Origin of the sequence: Chordicoccus furentiruminis, from assembly GCF_019355395.1 — a bacterium.
Taxonomy (GTDB): Bacteria; Bacillota; Clostridia; order Lachnospirales; family Lachnospiraceae; genus Chordicoccus; species Chordicoccus furentiruminis.
The window spans coordinates 1490572-1514771 of sequence record NZ_CP048829.1; the positions used below are offsets into that span (position 1 = coordinate 1490572).

Sequence of the window (24200 nt, forward strand, 5' to 3'; positions counted from 1 at the left end):
CCTTTCCGCTTACCGGTACCGCATTTTCCGTGTAAGGAAGCTCAGCACCGCGCCGGCGGCGATGATCACCGCCGCGATCCGCAGCACCTTCCGTGCGGCCATCTGGGGAATCAGATCCGCGCTCCCGATGGTATCATAATAGAAGCAGATCTGATAGCGGATCTCCACCGGATCCCCCATCGCGGTCGTATCCGCGGTCACCGCCACCGGTTCGTCAAAGGCTGTCACCGGGATCGTGAACGTGGATGCCCCGCCATCGTTCTCGTTATCGTACCGCTCGCCGCCGATCCGCATGTAATCGTAATAGCTGCTGCTCCAGACCAGCGTCGCGTATACGAGGCCGTTCTTCACCGTGAGCAGAGCAGGTGAGCTGACGGAAACCCGGCCGCTGCCTCCGGTCAGACTGACTTCCACGGAATAGGATCCATCCGGATAGGTCTCCATCTCCACCGGTTCTGGTTCGGATGACCCGGATGATGCGGTCTTCCAGGAGGCTGTGCCGCCCGTCTGCGCTTCCCCGGAAAGCGCCCCCGTCCGGCTGTCTGTTCCGCCGGATAAGCCGCCCGCTTGCCCGTCTGCCGCTCCTTCCGAACCGGATGCCGCGGTTTGTTCCGCCTCCGACGGCCCGGACGAATCCGCAAGAGCCGGCGGATCCACGCCTTCCGCCTCGAAAGCCTTCCGGATCGCCTCATAGTCAGGAAGAGCAACATGCAGCGCGCCGGAAGGAAGCGAGGATGCCTCGATCAGAAGCGTGCGGTCGTACCACTTCTGCTTCTTTTTACTGAAAGCCGCGCAGGGAAAGGCCGCGTCCAGCGACGTCACCGGCATCTCAAAGACAGACCACCCTTCGTCGTCCTCCGACACAGTCAGGTAGTCCGAGGCCGGCGCCGCTGCGGCCTCCGCGCCGCTGCCCGCGTAGACAAGTTCATAGCTTGCGCTGTCAAGCCGGATCCGGACGCTCATCTCGCCGTTCTTCACTGTAAGGCTTCCGTCGTGAATCCGGAAGAAGCGGGAACTCGACTCGACCGTCACATCATAGGTTCCGTCCTCGATGTCCCGCGGATAAATCGGCAGCATGCCATAAGATCCGACCTGAGAGGACTTCGCCGTCTCGCCCGCCGAAGCGACCTGACTGTGCGCCGGATCCGCCGAAACCGCTTCTCCGGCCACCAGCGTCAGCACAAGGGATACGGCCAGCAGCCAGCCAGCGCGGAAGACCCGCCGTCCCGAACGGCTGTCGCCTCTCCGCTCTTCCGCGATCCGCGCCGGACCGCGCCCGTCCTGTGTCTCCGGGCCAGTCCCGGCTCTCCGTTCTTCCATGGTCCGCACAGGACCGCGCTCATCTGTTCTGACCGGATCAGTCCTCAGCTTCCTTACCTCCGCCCGTTTTCTCATGGCTCCTTCGCGACGATCAGCGAAAAATAGCCCGCATCATCCGGAATCTCCTCCAGGTTCTGATAGATCCGCTCGTCCGGCATGCCGCAATTCTCCACCATCCGGACGCGCCGGCCCGAATCAGCCAGCATCTTCTTCGTCTCCGCCATCCGGCTTCCGGATTTCATCAGCACATAGGTGCCCGGCTGATCCAGCTTCGCATGGAGACTCTGACGGGCCGGGATCACATGGAGCTGCTCCTGCCAGGTTGTCAGCGGCACGTTCAGTTCCGCGGCCGCTGCGCAGAAAGACGGAATGCCGCTCACCAGCCGCGTCTCATACCCGTCCGCCTCCACGATCTCCTGCAGATAGGAAAAAGTGGAATAGATGGTCGAGTCGCCCAGCGTGATAAACGCCACATCCCTCCCCGAATCAAGCACCGATTCGATCTGACGCGCGCCGCGGCGATGGTTCTCGCGCTGCTCCTCCTGATTCATCACCATCGGCATCCGAATCGGAAGAAGCTCCTTCCCCTCCATCTCCGGCACCGCCTGCACGGCGATCCGGTATGCCATCGTTTCCCTGACGTCCTCGCCGGGCGCGGCGATCACCCCGGTTTCCCGGATCACCCGCACCGCTTTCAATGTCATCAGCTCCGGATCGCCCGGGCCTACGCCCACTCCATACAGTATTCCGGTCATTCGCCCTGTTTCTCTCTTCCTCTGTCTGTTCTCAAGTCATCTGTTCCAAATGTCGAAAAAGCCGTTCTCCCGCAAAGAGAACGGCCTCCTGGATACAGCCCGCACGGTCCGCGGCGCGCTGCCGGCCCGAAGGCCGCCCGGCGCGCCGGCCGTCCCGCCGGTCTTACAGTTCGCAGTTTCCTACCGTTCTCGGGAACGGCAGCACGTCACGGATATTCTGCATACCGGTGAGATACATCACGCAGCGCTCGAAGCCGAGCCCGAAACCTGCATGGCGCGATGTGCCATACTTGCGGAGGTCCAGATAGAAATCGTACTGGCTCAGGTCCATATGAAGCTCCTTCATACGGGTCAGCAGCTTGTCATAATCTTCCTCTCTCTGACTTCCGCCGATGATCTCGCCGATTCCCGGGACGAGGCAGTCCATCGCGGCCACCGTCTTGCCGTCCGGGTTCTGCTTCATATAAAATGCCTTGCAGTCCTTCGGGTAGTTGATGACGAAAATCGGCTTCTTATAGACCTTTTCGGTGAGGTAACGCTCATGCTCGGTCTGCAGTTCCTTGCCCCACTCCGGCTTGTATTCGAAATCCGCACCCGATTTCTGCAGAATGTCGATGGCCTCGGTATACGTGATCCGCCCGAAGTCCGACGACGCGACGTGATGCAGCCGGTCCAGCAGTCCCTTGTCGATGAACTGATTGAAGAAATTCATCTCCTCCGGCGCCTGTTCCAGCACATAGCCGATGATGTACTTCAGCATCGACTCGGCCAGATCCATATCGTCCTCGAGATCTGCGAAGGAAATCTCCGGCTCGATCATCCAGAATTCGGCGGCATGCCTTGTCGTGTTGGAATTTTCCGCCCGGAACGTCGGTCCGAAGGTATAGATATTGCGGAATGCCTGGGCGAACGTCTCGCCCTGCATCTGGCCGGACACGGTGAGATTCGTCGATTTTCCGAAGAAATCCTTCGCGAAATCGACCTTTCCCTCCTCCGTCTTCGGCACATTCATAAGATCCAGCGTCGTGACCTGGAACATCTCGCCCGCTCCCTCGGCATCCGATCCGGTGATCAGCGGCGTATGCACATAGACGAAGCCCCTCTCCTGAAAGAACTGATGAATGGCGTAGGCGATCAGCGACCGGACGCGGAAAGTCGCCTGAAACGTATTCGTGCGCACTCTGAGATGCGGAACCGTCCGAAGGTACTCAAGACTGTGCCTTTTTTTCTGCATCGGGTAATCCGGTGTGGAAGCTCCCTCCACCGTAACCGTCTCCGCCTGAATCTCAAAAGGCTGCTTCGCCTGCGGCGTCGCAACCAGCGTTCCCGTGACGATGACCGCCGTGCCGACATTGAGGTGCGCAATCTCGTCAAAATTGCTCATCCGGTCGTGGAACACCACCTGCAGCGTATTGAAATACGTGCCGTCATGAACGACCATGAATCCGAAAGCCTTGGAATCCCGGATACTCCGGACCCAGCCGCCGATCGAGATTTTCTGGTCGATGTACTTTGCCTGATCCCTGTAAATCTCCCTCACTGTGACAAGATCCTGCATCACGCACCTCCATTGGTTTGTCTGATTCCTGAAGCTTCATTATAAGTCGTGTATCCGCCGTTGTCGAGCGTTTCCGCTGCGTGCTGCGAGACCTTGGGAAACAGTTTTCAGGATATCAGGACTGCCTTTTCCAGGTCTCCCTTGTTGATATCAAGTTCGATTCCCAGCCCGTTGAAGGACTGCATGATCTCTACAAATTCATCGGCACTGTATGTTTCGCCGCTGGAGCCGCAGAAAATAGTATGATCATCATAGGTGACATCCAGAACCATATACTTTGAGCTGCCGGCCGAAACAGATTCTGAATTCGCAGTATCAAATATACTTCCCCTTGCACTGTCTTCTGAAACGGATTCTGTACTGGTAATGTCAAATGTCCCGCCGAAAGTAATGGTACCTCTCAGCGATTCGACTCTGTCAAGATAGGGCGTGATGCGGTATGAGCCTGCAAGACAGGATTTGTATATCCCACTGACTCCCATCGTGATCGGAAGACCGGACTCTGGATCCATGATCTGAAAATAATTCTGATCATACTGTGTTCCCCCATCCGGATAAGCGGCTGCTGTCACGCCATAACCTGAGATGCCGTATCTCTCGCTTCCTTCCACCGCAATCCCGCCCATAAGAGCAGTGCATAACATCACGCCGCCGGCCATATATTTCCATGTCCTCAGGCTCTTCTTAGCGTCACGTCCTCTCTTTGCAGGTTTTCTCCTGTCATTCATACTGTTTCCTGAGCAATGATGATACAAATTGACCATTTCTGCACCCCTCCTGCTTTCATGTCGAACGCTGCGTTCTATATCGCACCGTCTGAATGATCTCCTCATTCTCATCCGGTCATCGAAAAGAATCGTAAGCGGATGTGAACCATAAGCACATTGTTTCCTTATAACGGATATACCCTGCTTTCTTTAAAAGATACAATCATTTTGTCATCTTCGCAACTGCTTCTGCCTTTCATTCTTTGCCCGCATCGCAGACCCTTATACCAGCCTGCTGACAGCATCAGATGATCCGGCCGCTGTATTCAGCCCATCACGCCACAGCAATCCGATGTGAGAAGGCGGGCCGGCATCAAAGCCCCTGGTCAGACATAGTAGATCAGTCTCCTTTTGCCATCTGTTGAAAACACCATATGACAAATGGTATGCAAGGCACAGGAGGCGGGATATCAGATCACCGCCTCCCGCCCGATCATATGCAGGGATGAGGACGGCGAAGACAATGGTTATTTGTCCTGATGAGAATGATATCCTTCGTAATCCGCCGAGAAGCCGTAAGCGAAGCCCAGAACGTTATCCGCATCGTCTTCCGCTGTCTTCGGCGCGAAGGTATTGATCACTTCCTCCGTCGTCATGTTATGATCGATCATATACTGAAGCTGCGCCTCATTCTCTTCGTTTTTGAACAGCTTCTCCTCCGTGGCTCCATAGGTCAGCGTGCGGTTGCTGCCGCGCAGGGTGCGGAGCCCGTTTTCATCCCGTCCCTGAAGGACATACAGGGTATCGCCGGCATCGCTGGCTTTCTTCAGATCGTACCCAAGCGTATCGCGCTGATAGATGGCCAACTCGCCGATCACACCGCCGCCGTCCGTCACCTTGCGGGATGCCCGGTTGAAGCAGATGACAAGCTTTAAGGAATCATAGACAGTGCAGAAATCGTAATCGCCGGTGGAATCCATGAAACCGGCGATCGGACCATGTCCGTACGAAGAGACAAGCACGTTGTCAATGGCCGTGACCTTTCCGGGTCCCTGCGTCTGAGCGCCGGTGGCCGTATCTCCGCGTTTCCAGCCGTCCTTCTCCTGAGTGTACCAGGCATAGCCGGTTTCATAATCATATTCGTTGACGTATTTGCCGTCTTTCACTTTATTGGTCATGGCGATCACGCCCGTCACGCAGTCATGCAGTCCCCAGACGTCCACGGCGGCCCGGATCGCGTCCGTGCAGGAGGCGGAGCAGATCCAGACATCGATTCCGCTTTCTGCATAGGCAGTGAACATTTCCCGGATATTTTCCGTGACCTGCGTACCGCTGGTCCATTCGTACTCCACCTGTCCGACGGCGGAGTCGATCTCCTCCGGCGAAACCCAGTCTACCGTAGAGGTCTCCACTTCCTTGTATGTGCTGTGGGAATCATAAGCCAAATGGTATACTTCGTCCTCGCTCAGCCCGGTGAACCAGTAGAGAACCCACGGATACGCGACCGAAGCGGATTCATTGTCGTAAACCAGATCGTACATGGCCCGCATCTTAGCGGCGAATTCCATCCACTGTGGATCGCTCTGAATCTCATCCAAGCCGGCCTTTCCGGAAGGTCCTTCCGCGGTAAAGGGGCCGTAGCTTTGGTACAGCTTGGTATAGGCCGCTGTGATATCTGAGATCCAGTCACTGTAGGAATGAGCTTGCTCATCCAGCGCATACCCCTCACGCGGGGTTTCAAGGTCAGAGAGGCCTGTGGCCAGAATATCCGGCAGCTGCTCAGGCGTGAATCCGAAGACCATCTGCTGCAGCTGATAAACCGCAAGCTGCTCCTCAACATCGAAGATGGAGCAGGTATTATCAAAATCGCTGACAACATAAGGCGTCTCACTGTAGCCGGCCGACGTGTTCCCGTACTGTGCGATCAGTTCATTTACTGCTTTCTTCACGTCCGGGGCCCAGTCGTCTCTTTGAAGCTGGACTGCAGCAGCACGTTCGGCACCTTGCGTATCCTCCGATTCCGTAACGGCGGACATGATTTTGTCCGCAGCCGATCCGGGGCCCGCCTCCGCCAGTACGGGTGAAACGCCCGACAGAACAAGAGAGCAGATGATCAATGAGGTCAGTAAAGCGTTTGGTGTCTTTTTCATAATCCCTCCTGATTTGTTGTCTTGTTGGTTATTGGTTTGCCCTTACCCTGCTATGATAGACAATATTATATGCAAAACATTGGAATAACAGCAACCGCGATGGCATAAACCGTAGTTATGCTCATAATTTATGTTTACATTTGGTAAATGTGCTGAATTCCGGTCCAGTTACGTCTTTGCTGCGGCTCTTCGAGTGTCAAACATGTGTCGCTGATTGCCTCACAGCCCTTTATGAAAACAGATTCCTGCCGTTCGTGATCTCAACGGCATTCAGATCGATACTGTGCGCGGGCGCTCCAGCTCATTCTTCCGCCCCATACACCCACCGCGAATCCGTTCTGTCCCTCCCTCCGAATCCTGCTATAATGGGACCATCAGGGAACGAAATCAGGAGGTATCGGATGACCAATTCAAATTCTGAGACCCATCAGCCCCCGGCGCCGCTCGAACGGATCGCCGGCTTCGACGTCCGTCCCGGCCTGTATCAGCTGAACGGAGCCACCGCGCTACCGGATGGAGCCGTGAATTTCACCGTCCACTCCAGCGGCGCCACCGGCTGTGAGCTGCTGCTCTTCCGGCCAAGGGAGACGGAGCCATACGCGGTGATCCCGATCCCCAACCGCTACCGCATCGGGGATGTCTGGTCGATGATCGTCTATCATCTGGATATTGAGGAGTTCGAGTACGCCTACCGGCTGGACGGACCGTGGGATCCGAAGAACGGCCTGCGGTTCGACCGGCGAAATGTGCTCCTCGACATTTACGCCAAATCCGTCACCGGCCAGAACGTCTGGGGCCAGAAGCTGGATAAAAACGGCTTCTACAAGGCCCGCGTGGTGAAAAGCGGCTTCGACTGGGGCGACGCGGAGTTTTCCCGCCAGCCGATGGAGGATCTGATCATCTATGAACTTCATGTCCGGGGCTTCACTAAACACCCGTCCTCCGGAGTGGAAGGACGGGGGACATTCCACGGACTGATGGAAAAGATCCCGTATCTGAAGGATCTCGGAGTGAACGCGGTGGAGCTGATGCCGGTCTTCGAGTTCGACGAGACGCGGGACCAGCGCGAGGTGAACGGACGGACGCTGCTCGATTACTGGGGATACAATCCGATCAGCTTCTTCGCGCCGAACACCAGCTACGCAATGCGCCATGAGACCATTGAAAACGGCAACGAGCTGAAGGAACTGATCCGCGAGCTGAACCGGAACGGGATCGAATGCTTTCTCGATGTCGTCTTCAACCACACGGCCGAAGGCAACGAATACGGCCCCGTGATTTCCTTCAAAGGCTTTGACAACAACGTTTACTACATGCTGACGCCGGACGGATACTACTACAACTTCAGCGGCTGCGGCAACACCCTCAACTGCAACCATCCCGTGATGCAGTCGATCATTCTGGACTGCCTCCGCTACTGGGTCACCGACTACCACGTGGCCGGCTTCCGCTTCGATCTCGCCAGCATCCTCGGGCGGGACGAAAACGGCGCGCCGCTCAGCAATCCGCCTCTTCTCAAGAATCTCGCGTATGACCCGATCCTGAAAAACGTGAAGCTGATCGCCGAAGCATGGGACGCGGGCGGTCTCTATCAGGTCGGCTCTTTCCCGTCATGGAAGCGCTGGGCGGAGTGGAACGGACGCTACCGCGATGATATGCGGAACTTCCTGAAGGGAGATCTCAGCCTTGGTTCAACCGCGGCCGCCCGGATCACGGGCTCCCGGGATCTCTACAATCCTGCTTTCCGCGGCGGGAACGCATCGGTCAACTTTCTCAACTGTCACGACGGCTTCACGCTGTGGGACATGTACAGCTACAGCCGGAAGCACAACGAGAGCAACGGCTGGAAAAACCTCGACGGGACCGACGACAACCGGAGCTGGAACTGCGGAGCGGAAGGCCCGACCGACGACCCGGAGATCCGATCGCTGCGGCGGAAAATGTGCCGGAACGCCATGACGGTGCTTCTGATGAGCCGCGGCACGCCGATGTTCTTCGCCGGCGATGAATTTTTGAACTCCCAGCAGGGAAACAACAACACCTACTGTCAGGACAGCGAAATTTCCTGGCTCAACTGGCAGGATCTCGACCGGAACTATGACTTCTTCCAGTACGTCCGCCATCTGATCGCCTTCCGCCGCTCCCACCGCATTGTCCGCGCGTACGGGTCGGAGGGGGCCTTCGGCCTTCCGGATCTGAGCACGCGCTGCCCGGACAGCGCGTCCCAGATTCTCCGGGTCGTCTATGCGGGACTCGATGATGAGGGTGTGGAGGACGCGGTCTGCCTGCTGATCAATGTCTTCTGGGAGACGCAGTGGCTCGATCTTCCGTCCCTTCCGGGAAAGCGCGGCTGGTCGATTGCCTTTGATTCCTCCCTTCGCTATCTGAAGGAAGGCTACGCGCTGCCGGACAGCCGTCAATCCGTCCCGTCCGGCCAGTGGGTCGAAATGGAACCCCGCTCCGTGCTGGTGCTGACGCCGGCAGGAAAACCGGAGGAAACCGCACAGGAAGAGCCGGACTGCTGAGGCGGGCGGTCCGGGCATGCCTATGCTGCCCGGCTTTTCTTTACCATATCAGCTCTATCTGCTGGATTATCTGAAAAACAGCGGCAAAACCATCCTGATCGTCCTGCATGACCTGCATCTCGCTTCGGGATTCTGCGACCGTCTCTTCCTCCTCAAGGACGGGAAAAACGTGGCGGAGGGAACGCCGGAGGGCGTTCTGACCCCGGAACACGTCCGGGATGTGTTCCGGGTGAACGGTCATGCTGTCCGCAAAAGGGACAGAACCGATTTTGAATTGGATATGTCTCTGAACCTCTCCGACGGTTCCCTGTAGGGCGGCCTTCGCGCTCATTCCCCACGCGGGCTTCTTCCCAGTCTGACAGGTATTCTTCAGATCCGCAGGAAACGGATGTTCGTAAGCAAGATTCTTATTCAGTCCCTTGCTTTTCCCTCGTTTTAATTCATTCCGCTCCGAAGTGCCGCCCGTGATACCAGAGCACCGTTGCATCAAACGCATCAAGTGTCTCCACGCCCGTATACCCCATCAGCTCTTTTAACTGGCAATTCATCTGCCGCATTTTCTTCTCGACGGCCGGCGCTCCCTCTTTTAGAAGCCCCGGCAGGATGGCACGCCCGGTTGAGACGGCATCGGCCCCAAGCGCCATAAGCTTGTAGGCATCTCTTCCGTCATCGACAGAACAGTCAGCGAAAATCTTCATTTTCCCTGTAACTTTTCGGATATCCGGGAGAATCATCGCCGGCGGTACGGCAAAAGGCAGTCTCCCGTGATGATGGCTGACCACAATGGCATCCGCGCCTGCTTTCTCGCAGATAGCGGCATCTCTTGAGCTGAGAACGCCCTTTGCCACAAACGGAACGCCCAGTTTATGTGCAAACTCCGCAAATCCTTCAATATCCCGACCCGTCAGTGTTCCGAGTCTTTCACCGTCGACCACATCCGTTTCACCGTCTGTCCCGATGCTGTGATCAATATCGATGCCGACCGCAAAAGCCCGATGTCTCACGGCAAAGTCCATCTGCGCCCTGATCTTTTCACTGTCTGCAAAAGGCTTGATGATGCGGATTGTCTCAGCACCGGCTTCGGCAATTTTCGCGTAGTCTGCATCGGATTCCATTCCGACCCAGTTGACAATTCCCAGGCTCTTTGCCGCCTGCGCGTATTCTTCCATCGGGCTATGATCGAGCCCGGCTTTGTTGAGATGCGAAAAGGCCGGCATCATGATCGGCGACGCGAAACGCTTTCCCCAGAGCTGCATCGAGATATCCGCCACGTGCGTCCCGATGATACGCTCCTCGATGAGGATTTCATCCAGAAACCGCCTTGTATGCCAGCTTGCGTTCGACGCGTCCTTAGGCAGCGCCGGGATAAGTCCCTCCGGTCCCGGCCAGTTTGCTTCTCTTTCCATAGTCTCGGCCTCCTCTCATCTGTCGATTTTTCATTTGACTGCATATGCTGCAAATCCAGAATTTTCACCAATCATTCTCCGGCTCACCAATCCCTGATAGCCGGCAAGAAATAAACTGTATTTTACAGCCTTTCTATGATCAACAATACCGTTTGTTTCGCATTCCGGCAAGGTAAAGATTTCAGTACACTTTGATTCATCCTCAGTTGGGCAGACACGCAGAGCAAAGCCTGTCCTTTCATCACAGCCCATACGGAAATCCTCATATGTTCAGCCAAGCGTGCCCTCGTAAACTCCGGAGGAGCGTAAGACATAAGGCCGCCTGTCTGCCTCAAAGCAGCGTTTGACATCGTGCTCCCGGAGGGGTAAACTGGTAGACGTTTTAAAGCCATTTTCAACTGAATATCCATATTTCTGCTAGGGGCGCATATGCTGAGACCGGTGAATCTTCACCGGACCCTTATCACTTGAACCGGATAATACCGGCGTAAGGAAGCTGAAATTTTCTGCTTTTGATTTCACACGATTTTCAGCACCTGTCCGCCCCTCCCTGAACGGGAGGTTTTTTTATGCCATTTTTCTCAGAAACAGGCACCGCCATCTTCAGAAGCATACGCCGGACCCGGCCGCTGATTCATCTGATCACCAATCCAGTGACAATGAATGACGTCGTCAATCTCGTTCTTGCCTCAGGCGCGACCGCAATCTGTGCGGATTCCCCGAAAGAGGCGGCAGAGATTTCAGGGCTGGCCGACGCGACGGTTCTGAATATCGGCATGCCTTCTGAATCAAAAGCGGAGGCGATGCTGGCCGCCGGAGAGAAAGCCAACGAACTCGGACATCCGCTGATTCTGGATCCGGTCGGCGCCGGCGCTTCCGATTTCCGGCAGCGCATTCTGAAAACGCTGCTAGAGCGGCTTCATTTCACCTGCATCCGCGGCAATCAGTCGGAAATGGCCGCCTTGCTCGGAGTCTCTTATCCTTCCCGCGGCGTGGAGGAAGCCGGAGTTTGTCTGGAGCCTGACCGTCTGCAGGAGCTGTCGGAGCGATACGATACAGTCCTTGCCGTCACCGGTGAAACGGATCTCACCGTCAGCAAAGAACGGATTCTGGTCAGTCATACCGGGACGCCTCTTCAGAAGAGGATCACCGGGAGCGGCTGTATGCTGTCAGGGCTACTCGCGGCCGCTTTGGCCGGATCGACGGCACCGTCTTCGGGTCCGACGCTCCGCCTCGGCGACACATCGGGAATCGCCTCGCTTGTCCATGAAACGGTGAAAGCGTACGGATGCCTTGCCAGTGAAGCCGAGAAGGAGATGGAAGCCTCTTCCAGCCATGGAACGATGGCGTTCCGCAGCCGCCTGATCGATGCCGTCAGCACAGCCGGATTATGAGAACCGGAAGTCCGACCCCCTCAGAGAATGCGGAAAAGGAGGATCCTGATGAAATTTGAACGAAAGATGCTGCAGCTGTATGCGGTGACGGACCGAAGGTGGCTGTCCGGACGGACGCTGGAAGAGGCGGTCGAAGAGGCGCTTGCCGCCGGCGTCACGATGGTGCAGCTGCGGGAGAAGAACATGGAACCGGATCGGCTGCTGGAAGAGGCCCGCTCTCTTCGGGTGCTCTGCCACCGGTATCATGTTCCGCTTCTGATCAATGACAGCCCCGATATCTGCATCCGAGCCGATGCGGACGGCGTGCATGTCGGTCAGGACGACATGTCGGTCCGGAAGGCCCGGGCGCTTCTTGGCCCCGATAAAATCATCGGGGCGACCGCTCACAACGTCGCGGAAGCGCGGACGGCGGAACGCCTCGGTGCTGACTATCTGGGATGCGGAGCTGCATTTGGTTCCCATACCAAAGAGAACGCCCGGCCAATCGACCGGGAAACGTACCGTGATATCACTTCTGCGGTTCATATTCCGGTCTGCGCGATCGGAGGAATCACGGAAGAAAACATCGGAGAGCTCCGGCACCTGGGTCTGTCCGGCGTCGCGGTCATCTCCGGTATCTTTGCTTCCGATCAGATCGGAGCATCCTGCAGAAAGCTGCTCGATGTCAGCAGCCGCCTGTAACATATCTGCAGTAACAGAAAGGAGCTCATCATGAAACATGAACATCTGAAAAAACTGGTCACATCGGCACTGCTTGTCGCGGTCATCATCGCGCTCTCCAGCTTCTACATTCCCGTCGGCGCGTCAAAATGCTTCCCGATCCAGCATATGGTCAACATTCTGTCCGCCGTCCTCCTCGGGCCCGGCTGGGGTGTCGTGATTGCCTTCGTGGCTTCTCTCATCCGGAACCTGATGGGAACCGGCTCTCTGATGGCCTTCCCGGGCAGCATGGTCGGCGCTTTGTGCTGTGGGCTGATGTTCAGGGCTACGAAGAAGTACCTTCCGACCTGTCTTGCCGAGATTATCGGGACCGGCCTCTTCGGCGACATGCTCGCCTACCCTGTCGCCTCTCTCCTGATGGGAAACAGCCAGGCCGCTCTGTTCACCTATGTCGTGCCCTTCTTCATCAGCACGGCAGGCGGAACCCTTCTGGCGGCAGTCCTGATTTCCATTCTGGACAAGACGAAGGCAATGCAGTACATGCGTCAGGTCCTTTCCGCATGATGCCGTCCGGGTCCGGAATTCCACCAAGAAAAGGAGAAAACGAATGAGAACTGCATTGTCAATCGCCGGTTCAGACTCAAGCGGCGGCGCCGGCATTCAGGCGGATATCAAGACCATGATGGCCAACGGTGTCTACGCGATGTCCGCCATCACGGCCATGACGGCTCAGAATACAACCGGTGTCACCGCCATCATGAATGCGACGCCGGAGTTTCTGAAAGCGGAACTGGACGAGGTCTTCACGGATATTTTCCCGGATGCCGTGAAGATCGGCATGGTATCGGACAGCCGTCTGATCCGGGTGATCGCGGATCGCCTCCGGTATTACAAGCCGGCTTACATCGTCGTCGACCCGGTCATGGTCGCCACCAGCGGCGCCAGACTGATCAGCGAGGACGCGATCGGGACGCTGAAGCAGGAGCTTCTGCCTCTCTCCACCGTCCTGACGCCCAACATTCCGGAAGCTGAGGTCCTCTCCGAAATGCCGATCCGGTCTGAGGAAGAGATGATCACGGCCGCGGCCTGCATCAGTGACCGGTATCACTGCGCCGTGCTCTGCAAAGGCGGCCACCAGATCAGCGATGCCAACGACCTCCTGTACCGAAGCGGCAGCTTCCGCTGGTTCAGAGGAAAACGCATCTGCAACCCGAATACCCATGGCACCGGATGCACGCTGTCAAGCGCGATCGCCGCCAATCTGGCAAAAGGCTTCGGTCTTGATCGCTCCGTGCAGAGAGCCAAGGACTATATCAGCGGCGCTCTGTCGGCGATGCTGGATCTCGGACACGGCAGCGGTCCGATGAATCACGCGTTCTGCTTCACCGGCCCCTACATGGAATTTGCCCGTCCCCAGTCAGAGAGTGAGGTATCAGAATGAGTAATCAGGAAAATAACAGCAGCGGATCCGGCCGCTTTCACATGACCGTTCTCCAGTCCGGCCTCGTCTGGTTCGGCGCCGGCGTCTCGATCGCCGAAATCCTGACCGGCACCTATCTCGCGCCGCTTGGCTTTTGGAAGGGACTGGCTGCGATCCTGACCGGCCATCTGATCGGCTGCCTGATGATGTATTTCGCGGGCATCATCGGCGGGCGCACCCGCCGAAGCGCCATGGAAACCACCCGTATGAGCTTCGGCCGTCTCGGCGGAATCTTCTTCGCCCTTCTGAATATTCTTCAGCTCGTCGGATGGACGGCCATCATGATCTACGACGGTGCAGGAGCCGTCAACGAACTTTTCAAAGCCGGCATCTGGGTCTGGGCACTGGTCATTGGCGGCCTGATTCTGCTCTGGATCCTGGTCGGTCTCACCAATCTGGGCTGGATCAACCGGATCGCGATGTCGGCGCTCTTCATCCTGACGCTGGTTCTGAGCGGCGTGGTCTTCCGGCACGGCATGCTCCCGGAAGCCGCCCAGCCTTCCTCCATCTCCTTCGGCGCGGCTGTGGAGCTCTCCGTCGCGATGCCGCTTTCCTGGCTTCCGCTGATCAGCGATTACACCCGGGAAGCGGAGGCACCCGGACGGGCCACGCTGGCAAGTGTTCTGGTCTACGGCCTCGTCTCTGTCTGGATGTATGTGATCGGACTGGGCGCTGCGCTGTTTACCGGCCAGTCCGACATCGCAGGGATTATGGCAAAGGCAGGTCTTGGCGTCGCAGCCCTGATCATCCTGATTCTCTCCACCGTCACGACTACCTTTCTGGATGCCTGGTCCGCCGGCATTTCAGCCGAGTCTCTGGACGGCCGGCTGAGCGGAAAAGGGAAGACGATCGCCGCGGTCGTCACGGTCATCGGGACACTCGGCGCCGCCCTCTTCAACATGGACGACATCACCGGCTTCCTTTATCTGATCGGCTCTGTCTTCGCCCCGATGATTGCCATCCAGATTGCAGACTTCTTCATTCTGAAGAAGAATCATGATGCCGAAAAAATAAATCTTCGGAATCTGATCATCTGGGCCATCGGCTTTGCCCTTTACCGTTTCCTGATGACAACCGATCTGCCCCTCGGCAATACCCTGCCGGACATGCTTCTGACGATCCTGCTCTGTCTGACTGTACAGAAAATCGCCGGACACAAATAATCCTTTATTGCTTTCTTGCAAGTTTCGTAAAGCCTTCAGCCGGCAAACACCGGTCCGTCGAAAAGCGCCTCCAGTTCGAAACCACAGACCTGCTGCGGCCAGTCTGAGAAATCGACGCTCACCCGCGCGATCTCATCTCCTCCTGCTGCAGGTCTCAGATCCACCACCCCGGCGCCATCTGTCCTCAGAATCGTGAACACGGTGCCCTCAGGGTAAGAGGCCTTTCCGGTCTGCTCGCCGCTTTCCGATACGGTCTCAAATTCGGCCGCCTGTTTCAATGTCAGCCAGATGTGTTCTGCGTCTGCCTGATAATAAGGTTCGCTGCTGAGCGGATACCCCTCCCCAGCCGAATAGGATTTATACGCCTGATAGGTGCTCATGGCATCCATCCGGGTCGAAAGCCGCATGCTGTCCGGATCGGTCAATGCATCCGTCTCATAATGGTATGCACACTCATTGCGGCCGCTTTGGTCAGTCTCTTCCGCCTCATCCCCGCCATCGGTTCCGAACGATCTCACTCCGAGATTGTACGGATCCTGCCTTTCCTCATCTGCAGGAGGCGGCGTCTGCTCAGCCGGTTCCCCATTTCCAAGTGAGAATACTTTCAGGATCTGGTAATCATTATCCGACTTGCAGAAAGCATAAAGCTGATAGCGGGCGTTCGACCTGATGAGATAAAGCTCCGTGCTGTAATATGGAAATTCTGAAAGCGTCAGCGCCTGGTCGTTCACACTGACGGTGAAATTCCGGTATGCACCGGTCTCGTCTATATCCCCGCTGACTGCGATGCGGTCAACTGCTCCATCCCCTGTGACATCCGCCCAGATGCCCGTATCCCGGTCAAACGGAACGACAAACGTCTCCGGGATCCGGCTGTATCTCGGGTTAAACAGACCCGGATCCTCCTCGAAGGAAAGCTGGATCTCCTGCTGCCCTTCCGCATAGCATCCCAGACTGTAAGGTGGAAAGGTAAGATGCACGCCAAGTGAGGTCAGATACCAGTGAAAAAGAACCGGCTGATCCTGTCCGGCATCCTTCTGCTTCATGGAAGAAGCCAGCTTTTCCTTCTCCGGCGGACTGCTCAGCGCCGGATATTCCTGCGAGAGCTTTTGCACAACACGCTCCGCTGCCGCGTCGCAGTCCTGCACCACATCGGAGAACGCAAGGAGCTGTCCGCGCTCACTGTCATAAGTCACTCCGCTTTTCTCGTAGTAGCCGTGAGCCCCTCCCAGATATTCTGATTCGTTTTCGATGACGCTGAAAGCGATCTGATCCGCCCTGGCAATCTGCGCTTCGCATCCCTGGAAGCAGCAAAGATCCGTGTCGCCATTCCTGTGGATTTCTTTCGCCGACTCTGCCAGTGTCCTCAATGTCTCAAGGCTGGACGCCTCCTTCTGACTGTTATACCGGGAAAGCGCACTGCTCAGGGCAGAAAAGCGCGTCTCTTCCTGCGGGATATGAATCTCCGGGTATGAAATCCGAGCCAGAAGTTCCTCTCCGCTCTGCCCGCTGGCATCCCTGGCGTGACTTCGAAGCGTCGGATGAAGCAGTAAGGCAGTCTCCGCCCCCGTTTCCATCTCAGCGTCCGTCTCCGCTCCACAGGTCATCATGTCTGCGGATGCCAGGATGACTGCTTCCGGTCCCGCCACGAAACTCCAAACGATCAGCCCTGTGCAAAGAACTTCCGTGATCAGGCGGCCTGTACGTTTTTTGTCTGCCATTTTCCTTCTCTCCTTTCCTCAATTTCCCTCTGTCAGCAGAGACAGTCTCCGCGCCCGGATCGCCTTCTATTCTCCTCCCTTCCCACTTACGCCCTCTGGTGCTGCCGACTTACGCTTCGAAGGTTCTCCGGATCCGCTCCATCGCCTCCTCGAGGGTAGCGCGCTGGCAGGCGGTGTTGATCCGCTGAAAGCCTTTTCCGGCACTTCCGAAAATCTTTCCGGAATCCAGCCACAGCTTTGCCTCATAGATGATCTTCTGGTCAATCTCCCCGGACGACAGTCCCGTCCCCCGAAAATCCAGCCACATCAGATAGGTGCCCTCCAGATGGACCACCCGGATCTTTTTGAAATGCTCCTGCGCGTAGCGATACACATACTCGATATTTCCCCTTACATAGGAAAGCATCGCCTGATACCACTGTTCCCCGTGCTCATATGCCGCCTGGCAGGCCGTCAGTCCAAAGGCTGACAAAAGGCTCACTCCTGCTGCACTGACCTCCCTCAGAAAACGCTTTCGCAGATGGACATCCGGAATAAAGATATTCGACAGCATCATCGCGGCGAGGTTGAAGGTCTTGCTGGGCGCCGTGCAGATGACTGAAATCTGTTCAAGCTCAGGGCTCAGCGTCGCAAAAACATGGTGCTCTCCCTCGAATATGAAGTCGTTGTGGATCTCATCACTGACGACAATGACGTTGTGACGGACGCAGATCTCCCCGATCTTCATCAGCTCATCGCGTGTCCAGACTCTTCCGACCGGATTGTGCGGACTGCACATCAGAAACAGGCCGATGTCGTTCTTTTCAATCTTGCGCTCGAAATCCTCAAAGTCGATGTGGTAGCGATTGTCCTCTCCAAGGTAGAGATCGCTGCTGACCGCATTTCTCCCATTCTCCAGAATCACCTCGCTGAACGGATAGTAGACCGGCTGCTGAATGAGGACGTTATCTCCTTCCCTCGTGAAGGCCCTGACTGCCATCGCCAGCGCGAACACAACGCCAGGTGTCTTGATCAGATACTCCTGTCGAACCTTCCAGCTGTGGTGGCGCTCCATCCAGCCGGCGACCGCCTGAAAATAATCCTCCCCGGACTCAGTGTATCCGAACACGCCGTTTTTTGCGCGCTCCACCAGAGCTTCCTCCACATAGGACGAGGTTCGAAAATCCATGTCCGCAACCCAGAGCGGGAGCACATCCTCCGGCAGCCCTCTGCGCTTTGCGAAGTCATATTTCAGGCAGTCAGTGTTTCTGCGATCCACATACATGTTAAAATCGAGGTTTCTCTCCGCCATCATCAATCCTCCGTCTGTCCTGTATGTACCGGTTAAGGGTGCAGCCACCCTTCTTTGATCTCATCATAACATGAATGCTCTTCCCTATGCTCGAAGAAATTGACACAGTGACGCAGCGATGAGCATGCACGTTGAAAATTCAATAGTTCAGCCTTTTTCTTCCTGGTTCCGGTTTTCTCTGGCAGCACATCCTTCTCCATGTAAAGCTTCCTTCCCCTTGCAGAGGCAAGGATTCAATCCGAAAGCTGTGGAATATCCCTGCATTTGCGGGAGATCTCCTTAAAAATCTCAACAGGCTTTGTCCTTCACTCATATAGTCCCACTCTTGCGCCTGCTTTCTGTTCCTCGGTTCCACAGCATAGTGTTTCAATCCATTCCCGTCTTTCAATCACCGCCAGCCAGTTCGCCGGAATATCTTCATAACCGTAAAAGAGCCCGGCCAATCCACCGCAGATTGCGCCGACTGTACCAGTATCCTCGCCCAGGTTTACTGCTGTGAGCAGTGCATCCGCCCTCAGAATCTCTCTGACCATGAAGGAATACAAGCCGCAGCCGATCACGGCGCCCATGATCCCGTCAAGCCATATCCCGTTCTTGTTTTTATTCATCCGGCTCCTCCCTTTTCTCAGTACCGACAGCATCTCCCTGACATACCATCTTACTTCCGGTGTTTCTTCTTATAATCCTGCCGGATCGGTTCCAGAATCGCCTCATCGTCCAGGGCCTCTGACATCTGTGCCGCGGACGTTGCACACCTTGCAAAGCGGACCGCTTTCTCCAACACTTCAAAGTTCAGCTGTGTCCCTGCACTGTCATGCTCATACCGGACAGCACGGTTTGCCCGGATTCCGAACCGGTCGGCCACAGATACTGCATCGATATCAGCTCCCAGGAACAGAAACTCCCAGTGGCACTTCTCCTTCTGGTGCTCAATCATCCGGTCCTGCAGGATTCCTATAAGCTGGTCCTGAAGCTTAAGCAAAGACGATGGCGCTGTACAAATCCTGAACTACCGCTTTGACTCGGAGAGTCCTATGGCGCTGGTGCTGGTCGGACAGACTGAGCTCTGGAATAATAAGCTTAAACTTCAGCGGTATGCAGCAATCCGGCAGAGAATCGATATGTACTGCACGCTGCCTCCACTGGACCGGGCAGACTGTGAAAGATACATACAGACGCATCTGGGGTATGCCGGCTGCCGGCAGGATATCTTCACCGACACCGCCATTGACCGGGTGTTCCAGATCTCCACCGGTATTCCGAGGATGATTAACCGCGTATGCGATAAGAGTCTGATGTATGCGTACCAGAACCAGAAACGTCTGATCGATGACCACATGGTCAGCTATGTGGCTGAGCATGAAATGCTGGCCGCTAAAAATGAATAATGATTTTTTCCGCCGGGGATTTTGTTCTCCGGCGGAAAACTGCAAAAATGTAATGACACAAACATGAGCAGATCAGTGACAGCCTGTGAAAGCAGTTGCGTGACAGTTCATGAAATCAGTAACACATGATCCTCCATGATCTCCATCTCTTTTATGATCCTGAAGGCCACATTATCTTCCAGGTCTATGGACATGATCAATATCTGCGCCTTATCGCCATCCCCGGCCGCTTTGTCCCGGATTAAGGCTTTGACATTTCTCATTTTCCTGAATCAGAAATACGCGCCGATCCCGGTGCATCCCGACCGCGATGACTTCCGCATCTTCGGGAAGGTGTGCAGGGTTACCCGGTAAGGAGCGAAACAGATCAGTCAGAATTATATGGGGGAGGTGATGCAGTTTGGACGAAAAGCCGAACAACCTGTTTTTTCCAATTCAAACAGGGTATTAACCCCATGCCGCACGCAGAAAGGAAGTGTAAGTGTGGTAAAAGACGGAACCTACCGCGGCGGCTGGCGAATACGGGTCGGAAGCAAGCCAGACTCCGCCGCGGAAGAAAATCAAAAACGGGCAGACACCCCGCGTCATGAATAACGACATCCCGGAACTTTTGAAAAAAGAATACTCAAAGCCTACCACTTTCCTGCCGAAAACCTACCTTTTTCAAAAATTTGTATCATCCGCAATAGATCTGTATCGCCCGGTGAGTAAATTCAGCAGTTCCTTCTCCGCCCATCTTATTAATGTTCTCGGTGAATTCGCCGCCACCGGCATACATCTTACCGAGACTTGAAAGAATCTCCTTAGTACATTTATAAAAATGCTCGGTAATAAAGCCCTGCAGCTTCCTTACCTGATCCTGAACTTCTGCAGAAGCAGGATCCTGATCCTTCCTAGCTCCGAACTCTTCAAAGATTTTCATGAAATCGGTCATAATACTTTCTTCCTCGCTCTTTGAACGCTTACCGTTCTTCTCTTCGAATTCCTTATATTCCGGAGTATTACCCCACTGTTCTTTTGCACGCTTAGCGTATTCGTCTAATTTGCTTGAATCAAATGCTGTAAAATCCAAATGTCTCACTCCTCTCATTCTTAAACCACGGCACATACTGATCAGATTTTCGATATGTTCCTTCTTTAATTCAAGAAGTTCTATCTGCTGATCAAGTGCCAATCTCTTGTCAAAATCAGATCTGGTTACGATATCCTTGATATCCTTAAGCGGAAATTCAAGCTCACGAAACAGTAAAATCTGCTGAAGTCTCTCCAGCGCCGCATCGTCATACAGCCTGTATCCGGACTCGGTATACTCCGCCGGTTTTAAGAGTCCTATTTTATCGTAATACTGCAGTGTGCGTATACTCACTCCCGTCAGCTTACTCACTTCATTTACTGTCTTCATGACGATCATCTCCTTCACGTGTGATCGCATCATAAACTATTACGTTACGTCATAGTCAAGCAAAAAATATATAATTCTGCAAAAGAGATCGGCATCAAATCCATTTCTGAACTCTTTGCCGATCCTCTGCTTTTCTTTCTTTCGATTGTAAGTCTTTCCACTCGGTACGCTCCTTGTCACGGGATTAAGTTCACCCCAGGTGCGTCTCTGCTTCGCGTGATACTCGCACTGATCCTTCTTACTTCGCTTATCCAGCGATAACATACTCTCCGAGATTCAATTTTTCTCGCTTCACTTTATCTCCTCCCGAAGAAATCTTTTGAAATCCATGTAATGCCAGTCCACAGGCCATATCCATGGATATCGTTCTATCAACTTTTTGTTTCTTAGCCTTTCAGCTTTTCTTTTTTCGCTTCACCTTTTCTGCTCATACATAACGCTCCCTGAACTTACAAATATCAGTCCCACAAAGAAAAAAAGTATTCCTTCAACATGTCAATTGCCTCGTCCTTGCATTCTTCTCTGTATTTTTCAAGCTTTTCGTCCTCTACCCGATGCTTCTCATAGATTTCTTTGTATTCAGGTATTTCATCCATGAAATGGATTGTTCCTCCGCCACCCCGTTTTTTGTTTTCTTCCAGTTCGGCTTTCGTCTGTAGCTTTTCGCCAAGAAAACCGTACTTTTCATCAAATTCAGAGAACGCTTTCATATACTCATCTTCGTACGGATTCTTTTTGGAGCAGGTTTCTTCAACGGTTTGCCTCCAAAGAAAAATCATCCGATCGAGTATTTGATCCCATTCGGCATGACAGGTGTCATTCACAAGGATCCCATCTTCATTTGTATAATTCTCCCCAAGGTAACTTGGTGAACCATGACGATTATCCTTCAAATGCCGGAGCATGTCAGGCATCAGTTCCTGCAAATATGAAAACATACTCCATACATCACAATCAGCATACCCTCGGACAACCCTCTGTCTGCTCCATTTCAGACACCTCCCGAAATGCTTGATCATCGCAATTATCCTGCTCTTTTCACCAAGTCCTGCCATAGCAAAATCGTGGCGGTTCCATATGTTTATGGTACGCTCCGGTAATCTCTTTTTTCGCTTAAAACACATTTACTATCCCTCATTCTTCAAAAGGTATTTGTTGCTCACAACCTTCATGGAAAGAGCAGCACTGATCCTTTCATGAAATACCGGTTCCGTTGGACGTATTGCAATACCTTCCTTCTTTCCGCCCCTCTGATATTCTCCATCTGCCCTTTCAAACAGTACCTCCACTCCTTTCATACCTTTAATGTCCAAACATTTTCATCATATCGTCAATGCCGGATACGATGCCGAGTGCCTTGGCTCCATTTTCTTTGACCTGTGGCAAAAGTGGCTTCTTTATCTTTTACTTTTACAGCAGACTCCAACAGACCGATCTGACACGCTTATTGCTTTCAAGAGATGTGGTTGATAAGATCGTCATGAGAGCTCCTTTCTCTGGTGTTTTGTTGATCTTCGAACAATCACATTTTACCAGATATCGAGCTCTTTTTTATGTTCACTTATCAGATGAAAGCAAAAGCTTAAAAAACAAAGCAACTATGCGGCTTTCAGCCGCAATCATCGTGTAACGGTGAATAATTCAGGATCATGATGCCGAAAAAATAAATCTTCGGAATCTGATCATCTGGGCCATCGGCTTTGCCCTTTACCGTTTCCTGATGACAACCGATCTGCCCCTCGGCAATACCCTGCCGGACATGCTTCTGACGATCCTGCTCTGCCTGACTGTACAGAAAATCGCCGGGCCGGCGCAGGAGACCCGACACAGCTGAACGATTCAAATACCCCCTCTTGTCAACGGCAGCCGCTGCCATCACCCCGCACCCGTTTGCGTTATCTCCGGGCAAGACGTGATGATGGCCGGCCGCCTTCCTTGTTGAAAAAATTCCCCGAGTCCCGACTCCATGGCTAAATGAAGTCGCAACTCGTAATCCTTGCCTGCTGCCTCGATGAGCGTATAATGGAGCCAAAACAACCGGGTTTATACGCGGGACATGCATTACGCTTCCCGGCGAACCCGAAAACAGGAGGAGTATATGAGTTTCAAGGACTCGAAGGTTGTGGTCATCGGAACCGGAAACGTAGGTTCGACGACTGCATACAGCATCCTGAATCAGGGCCTTTGCGAAGAGGTGGTCCTGATCGATGTCAACAGGGACAAGGCTTACGCGGAGGCGCTGGACATGGCGCATTCGGTTTATTTCATGAACCGGAATATCGATGTTCACGCAGGCGACTACAAGGACTGCGCGGATGCGGATGTCGTCATCATCACCGCGTCCGCTCCCATGCCGAAGGACTCAACGAACCGGCTTGAGATGCTTGCTCCGAGCATGCGGATCATGAAGAGCATCGTGAGCAGCGTGATGGCAAGCGGTTTTGACGGCATCATTCTCGTGATCTCCAATCCGGTCGACATCATGACCTATTACGCCTGGAAGATCTCAGGACTTCCGGCAAAGCAGGTCATCGGCAGCGGCACGAATCTGGACAGCGCCAGACTGTGCTGCGAGCTCGCAAAGCTCTATGATCTGGACGCGAAGAGTGTCTCGGCCTTTGTCTGCGGAGAGCACGGGGACAGCGAATTCGTCGTATGGAATTCCGCCACGATCGGCGGAAAGAAAATCGATGATGTGATGAACGACAACGCGCCGCGCACAGGCACGGCGACAAAGCAGAGCCTGCTGAAGATGACGGCGCAGTCCGGATGGGAAATCTTCAACCGCAAGGGCAATACCTGCTACGGCATAGCCGCATCGGCCACCTCCATCGTAAAATCCATCCTGTTCAATGAGAACCAGATCTATCCGGTCTCCGTAAACGTGGACGGCGCGTACGGGTTAAGCGGCGTGTTCCTGTCCGTTCCGACCATTATCGACAAGACAGGAGCTAAAGAGGTCGTCGAGATCAAGCTGCAGCCGGACGAGGAAGCCGCGCTTCAGAAGTCAGCCGGCGTGCTGAAGTCGTTTTATAAAGAACTTGAGATGTAAAGGCAGCCGGATAAGCGCCCGGAACGGAAGCGGCGGCAGATTCCTGCTGCCGCTTCCCTGCGCTTCCGAAATCGATTTTTTATCGTTTCGCGCCTTACTGTCGATCCATGCGTGATCTCTGAATTCAACAGGAAGCCAAAGACGCACCTCACCGATTGATCTGAGATTGTTGTTTCGGCTGCTTTTCTTTTCATCCTGAATTCTGCAATATGTTTTTTGTTTTCAAGG

26 protein-coding genes and 1 riboswitch are annotated in these 24200 nt (G+C 54.5%); of the genes, 9 read left to right on the forward strand and 17 right to left on the reverse strand.

Annotation, left to right across the window (positions count from 1 at the left end):
• Positions 1 to 9: 9 nt before the first annotated feature.
• The 5 genes from G4C92_RS06995 to G4C92_RS07015 form a co-directional block, all read right to left on the reverse strand.
• Positions 10 to 1320, reverse strand: coding sequence for a hypothetical protein (locus G4C92_RS06995; protein ID WP_274941849.1), 1311 nt, complete (start codon positions 1318 to 1320; stop codon positions 10 to 12).
• Positions 1321 to 1391: 71 nt separating this feature from the next.
• Positions 1392 to 2075 (reverse strand): precorrin-2 C(20)-methyltransferase, encoded by a 684-nt coding sequence (gene cobI / locus G4C92_RS07000; RefSeq protein WP_274941850.1) that lies wholly within the window; start codon positions 2073 to 2075, stop codon positions 1392 to 1394.
• Between the two features lie 163 nt (positions 2076 to 2238).
• Positions 2239 to 3633: an asparagine--tRNA ligase gene (gene asnS / locus G4C92_RS07005; RefSeq protein ID WP_274941851.1), complete on the reverse strand. Its 1395-nt coding sequence runs from the start codon at positions 3631 to 3633 to the stop codon at positions 2239 to 2241.
• A gap of 107 nt (positions 3634 to 3740) precedes the next feature.
• Positions 3741 to 4361, reverse strand: a complete 621-nt coding sequence (locus G4C92_RS07010; protein WP_274941852.1) for a hypothetical protein — start codon at positions 4359 to 4361, stop codon at positions 3741 to 3743.
• Positions 4362 to 4867: 506 nt separating this feature from the next.
• The gene (locus tag G4C92_RS07015) at positions 4868 to 6490 is read right to left on the reverse strand and encodes a hypothetical protein (RefSeq protein WP_274941853.1); all 1623 of its coding nucleotides are present in this window, start codon (positions 6488 to 6490) and stop codon (positions 4868 to 4870) included.
• A 401-nt stretch (positions 6491 to 6891) separates the two neighbouring features.
• Here G4C92_RS07015 and G4C92_RS07020 point away from each other — a divergent pair, with 401 nt between their 5' ends.
• Both G4C92_RS07020 and G4C92_RS07025 read left to right on the forward strand, forming a co-directional pair.
• A complete protein-coding gene (locus tag G4C92_RS07020) occupies positions 6892 to 9015 on the forward strand; it encodes a glycogen debranching protein (RefSeq protein ID WP_274941854.1) in 2124 nt (707 codons plus the stop codon).
• Positions 9016 to 9031: 16 nt separating this feature from the next.
• Entirely contained in the window at positions 9032 to 9328 is a 297-nt protein-coding gene (locus G4C92_RS07025; protein ID WP_274941855.1) for an ATP-binding cassette domain-containing protein, read from the forward strand.
• 127 nt (positions 9329 to 9455) lie between these two features.
• On the opposite strand, the gene G4C92_RS07030 is transcribed toward G4C92_RS07025, so the two are convergent.
• Both G4C92_RS07030 and G4C92_RS07035 read right to left on the reverse strand, forming a co-directional pair.
• A complete protein-coding gene (locus G4C92_RS07030; RefSeq protein ID WP_274941856.1) occupies positions 9456 to 10421 on the reverse strand; it encodes an alpha-hydroxy-acid oxidizing protein in 966 nt (321 codons plus the stop codon).
• 30 nt (positions 10422 to 10451) lie between these two features.
• Positions 10452 to 10673 carry a hypothetical protein gene (locus tag G4C92_RS07035; RefSeq protein ID WP_274941857.1) on the reverse strand — a complete coding sequence of 74 codons (222 nt, stop codon included), beginning with the start codon at positions 10671 to 10673 and terminating at the stop codon, positions 10452 to 10454.
• A gap of 157 nt (positions 10674 to 10830) precedes the next feature.
• A riboswitch (TPP riboswitch) is annotated at positions 10831 to 10932 on the forward strand.
• 58 nt (positions 10933 to 10990) lie between these two features.
• Here G4C92_RS07035 and G4C92_RS07040 point away from each other — a divergent pair.
• From G4C92_RS07040 to cytX, 5 genes are read left to right on the forward strand one after another with little or no spacing between them, the layout of a single operon-like run.
• Positions 10991 to 11815, forward strand: coding sequence for a hydroxyethylthiazole kinase (locus G4C92_RS07040; RefSeq protein WP_274941858.1), 825 nt, complete (start codon positions 10991 to 10993; stop codon positions 11813 to 11815).
• Positions 11816 to 11863: 48 nt separating this feature from the next.
• Complete coding sequence (gene thiE / locus G4C92_RS07045) at positions 11864 to 12496, forward strand: thiamine phosphate synthase (RefSeq protein ID WP_274941859.1); 633 nt, start codon at positions 11864 to 11866, stop codon at positions 12494 to 12496.
• A 30-nt stretch (positions 12497 to 12526) separates the two neighbouring features.
• Positions 12527 to 13039, forward strand: a complete 513-nt coding sequence (gene thiW / locus G4C92_RS07050; protein ID WP_274941860.1) for an energy coupling factor transporter S component ThiW — start codon at positions 12527 to 12529, stop codon at positions 13037 to 13039.
• 43 nt (positions 13040 to 13082) lie between these two features.
• Positions 13083 to 13916, forward strand: a complete 834-nt coding sequence (gene thiD / locus G4C92_RS07055) for a bifunctional hydroxymethylpyrimidine kinase/phosphomethylpyrimidine kinase (protein ID WP_274941861.1) — start codon at positions 13083 to 13085, stop codon at positions 13914 to 13916.
• A complete protein-coding gene (gene cytX, locus G4C92_RS07060) occupies positions 13913 to 15118 on the forward strand; it encodes a putative hydroxymethylpyrimidine transporter CytX (RefSeq protein WP_330654834.1) in 1206 nt (401 codons plus the stop codon). Before thiD ends, cytX begins: the two co-directional genes overlap by 4 nt.
• Positions 15119 to 15153: 35 nt before the next feature.
• Here the strand turns inward: cytX and G4C92_RS07065 are convergent, their stop codons facing one another.
• The 5 genes from G4C92_RS07065 to G4C92_RS07085 form a co-directional block, all read right to left on the reverse strand.
• Positions 15154 to 16839 carry an RsiV family protein gene (locus G4C92_RS07065; RefSeq protein ID WP_274941862.1) on the reverse strand — a complete coding sequence of 562 codons (1686 nt, stop codon included), beginning with the start codon at positions 16837 to 16839 and terminating at the stop codon, positions 15154 to 15156.
• 109 nt (positions 16840 to 16948) lie between these two features.
• The gene (locus tag G4C92_RS07070; protein WP_274941863.1) at positions 16949 to 18130 is read right to left on the reverse strand and encodes a MalY/PatB family protein; all 1182 of its coding nucleotides are present in this window, start codon (positions 18128 to 18130) and stop codon (positions 16949 to 16951) included.
• A gap of 32 nt (positions 18131 to 18162) precedes the next feature.
• A complete protein-coding gene (locus tag G4C92_RS07075; RefSeq protein WP_274941864.1) occupies positions 18163 to 18330 on the reverse strand; it encodes a hypothetical protein in 168 nt (55 codons plus the stop codon).
• A gap of 105 nt (positions 18331 to 18435) precedes the next feature.
• Positions 18436 to 18738, reverse strand: coding sequence for an ADP-ribosylglycohydrolase family protein (locus G4C92_RS07080; RefSeq protein ID WP_274941865.1), 303 nt, complete (start codon positions 18736 to 18738; stop codon positions 18436 to 18438).
• Between the two features lie 50 nt (positions 18739 to 18788).
• On the reverse strand, positions 18789 to 19112 hold the full coding sequence (locus G4C92_RS07085; RefSeq protein ID WP_330654835.1) for a hypothetical protein: 324 nt from the start codon (positions 19110 to 19112) through the stop codon (positions 18789 to 18791).
• A gap of 52 nt (positions 19113 to 19164) precedes the next feature.
• Here G4C92_RS07085 and G4C92_RS07090 point away from each other — a divergent pair, with 52 nt between their 5' ends.
• Entirely contained in the window at positions 19165 to 19518 is a 354-nt protein-coding gene (locus tag G4C92_RS07090; RefSeq protein ID WP_274941866.1) for an ExeA family protein, read from the forward strand.
• 107 nt (positions 19519 to 19625) lie between these two features.
• On the opposite strand, the gene G4C92_RS07095 is transcribed toward G4C92_RS07090, so the two are convergent.
• The 5 genes from G4C92_RS07095 to G4C92_RS07115 all read right to left on the reverse strand — a co-directional run bounded on the left by G4C92_RS07095 (position 19626) and on the right by G4C92_RS07115 (position 22796).
• Positions 19626 to 19781, reverse strand: coding sequence for a hypothetical protein (locus tag G4C92_RS07095; protein WP_274941867.1), 156 nt, complete (start codon positions 19779 to 19781; stop codon positions 19626 to 19628).
• Between the two features lie 413 nt (positions 19782 to 20194).
• On the reverse strand, positions 20195 to 20920 hold the full coding sequence (locus G4C92_RS07100) for a MerR family transcriptional regulator (RefSeq protein WP_274941868.1): 726 nt from the start codon (positions 20918 to 20920) through the stop codon (positions 20195 to 20197).
• A 458-nt stretch (positions 20921 to 21378) separates the two neighbouring features.
• Positions 21379 to 21975, reverse strand: coding sequence for a hypothetical protein (locus G4C92_RS07105; RefSeq protein WP_274941869.1), 597 nt, complete (start codon positions 21973 to 21975; stop codon positions 21379 to 21381).
• Between the two features lie 72 nt (positions 21976 to 22047).
• Complete coding sequence (locus G4C92_RS07110; RefSeq protein ID WP_274941870.1) at positions 22048 to 22218, reverse strand: hypothetical protein; 171 nt, start codon at positions 22216 to 22218, stop codon at positions 22048 to 22050.
• A gap of 311 nt (positions 22219 to 22529) precedes the next feature.
• Entirely contained in the window at positions 22530 to 22796 is a 267-nt protein-coding gene (locus G4C92_RS07115; RefSeq protein WP_274941871.1) for a hypothetical protein, read from the reverse strand.
• A gap of 222 nt (positions 22797 to 23018) precedes the next feature.
• Between G4C92_RS07115 and G4C92_RS07120 the strand changes: the two genes are divergently transcribed.
• Positions 23019 to 23972, forward strand: a complete 954-nt coding sequence (locus G4C92_RS07120) for an L-lactate dehydrogenase (RefSeq protein ID WP_274941872.1) — start codon at positions 23019 to 23021, stop codon at positions 23970 to 23972.
• Positions 23973 to 24200 lie beyond the last annotated feature (228 nt).

Coding starts and splice junctions, on each gene's coding strand:
- G4C92_RS06995 (WP_274941849.1), bottom strand. CDS start 1,320: ATGGAAGAACGGAGAGCCGGGACTGGCCCGGAGACACAGGACGGGCGC.
- cobI (WP_274941850.1), bottom strand. CDS start 2,075: ATGACCGGAATACTGTATGGAGTGGGCGTAGGCCCGGGCGATCCGGAG.
- asnS (WP_274941851.1), bottom strand. CDS start 3,633: ATGCAGGATCTTGTCACAGTGAGGGAGATTTACAGGGATCAGGCAAAG.
- G4C92_RS07010 (WP_274941852.1), bottom strand. CDS start 4,361: ATGAATGACAGGAGAAAACCTGCAAAGAGAGGACGTGACGCTAAGAAG.
- G4C92_RS07015 (WP_274941853.1), bottom strand. CDS start 6,490: ATGAAAAAGACACCAAACGCTTTACTGACCTCATTGATCATCTGCTCT.
- G4C92_RS07020 (WP_274941854.1), top strand. CDS start 6,892: ATGACCAATTCAAATTCTGAGACCCATCAGCCCCCGGCGCCGCTCGAA.
- G4C92_RS07025 (WP_274941855.1), top strand. CDS start 9,032: ATGCCTATGCTGCCCGGCTTTTCTTTACCATATCAGCTCTATCTGCTG.
- G4C92_RS07030 (WP_274941856.1), bottom strand. CDS start 10,421: ATGGAAAGAGAAGCAAACTGGCCGGGACCGGAGGGACTTATCCCGGCG.
- G4C92_RS07035 (WP_274941857.1), bottom strand. CDS start 10,673: ATGGGCTGTGATGAAAGGACAGGCTTTGCTCTGCGTGTCTGCCCAACT.
- G4C92_RS07040 (WP_274941858.1), top strand. CDS start 10,991: ATGCCATTTTTCTCAGAAACAGGCACCGCCATCTTCAGAAGCATACGC.
- thiE (WP_274941859.1), top strand. CDS start 11,864: ATGAAATTTGAACGAAAGATGCTGCAGCTGTATGCGGTGACGGACCGA.
- thiW (WP_274941860.1), top strand. CDS start 12,527: ATGAAACATGAACATCTGAAAAAACTGGTCACATCGGCACTGCTTGTC.
- thiD (WP_274941861.1), top strand. CDS start 13,083: ATGAGAACTGCATTGTCAATCGCCGGTTCAGACTCAAGCGGCGGCGCC.
- cytX (WP_330654834.1), top strand. CDS start 13,913: ATGAGTAATCAGGAAAATAACAGCAGCGGATCCGGCCGCTTTCACATG.
- G4C92_RS07065 (WP_274941862.1), bottom strand. CDS start 16,839: ATGGCAGACAAAAAACGTACAGGCCGCCTGATCACGGAAGTTCTTTGC.
- G4C92_RS07070 (WP_274941863.1), bottom strand. CDS start 18,130: ATGGCGGAGAGAAACCTCGATTTTAACATGTATGTGGATCGCAGAAAC.
- G4C92_RS07075 (WP_274941864.1), bottom strand. CDS start 18,330: ATGGAGAAGGATGTGCTGCCAGAGAAAACCGGAACCAGGAAGAAAAAG.
- G4C92_RS07080 (WP_274941865.1), bottom strand. CDS start 18,738: ATGAATAAAAACAAGAACGGGATATGGCTTGACGGGATCATGGGCGCC.
- G4C92_RS07090 (WP_274941866.1), top strand. CDS start 19,165: ATGGCGCTGGTGCTGGTCGGACAGACTGAGCTCTGGAATAATAAGCTT.
- G4C92_RS07095 (WP_274941867.1), bottom strand. CDS start 19,781: ATGAGAAATGTCAAAGCCTTAATCCGGGACAAAGCGGCCGGGGATGGC.
- G4C92_RS07100 (WP_274941868.1), bottom strand. CDS start 20,920: ATGAAGACAGTAAATGAAGTGAGTAAGCTGACGGGAGTGAGTATACGC.
- G4C92_RS07105 (WP_274941869.1), bottom strand. CDS start 21,975: ATGGCAGGACTTGGTGAAAAGAGCAGGATAATTGCGATGATCAAGCAT.
- G4C92_RS07110 (WP_274941870.1), bottom strand. CDS start 22,218: ATGAAAGGAGTGGAGGTACTGTTTGAAAGGGCAGATGGAGAATATCAG.
- G4C92_RS07115 (WP_274941871.1), bottom strand. CDS start 22,796: ATGGCAGCGGCTGCCGTTGACAAGAGGGGGTATTTGAATCGTTCAGCT.
- G4C92_RS07120 (WP_274941872.1), top strand. CDS start 23,019: ATGAGTTTCAAGGACTCGAAGGTTGTGGTCATCGGAACCGGAAACGTA.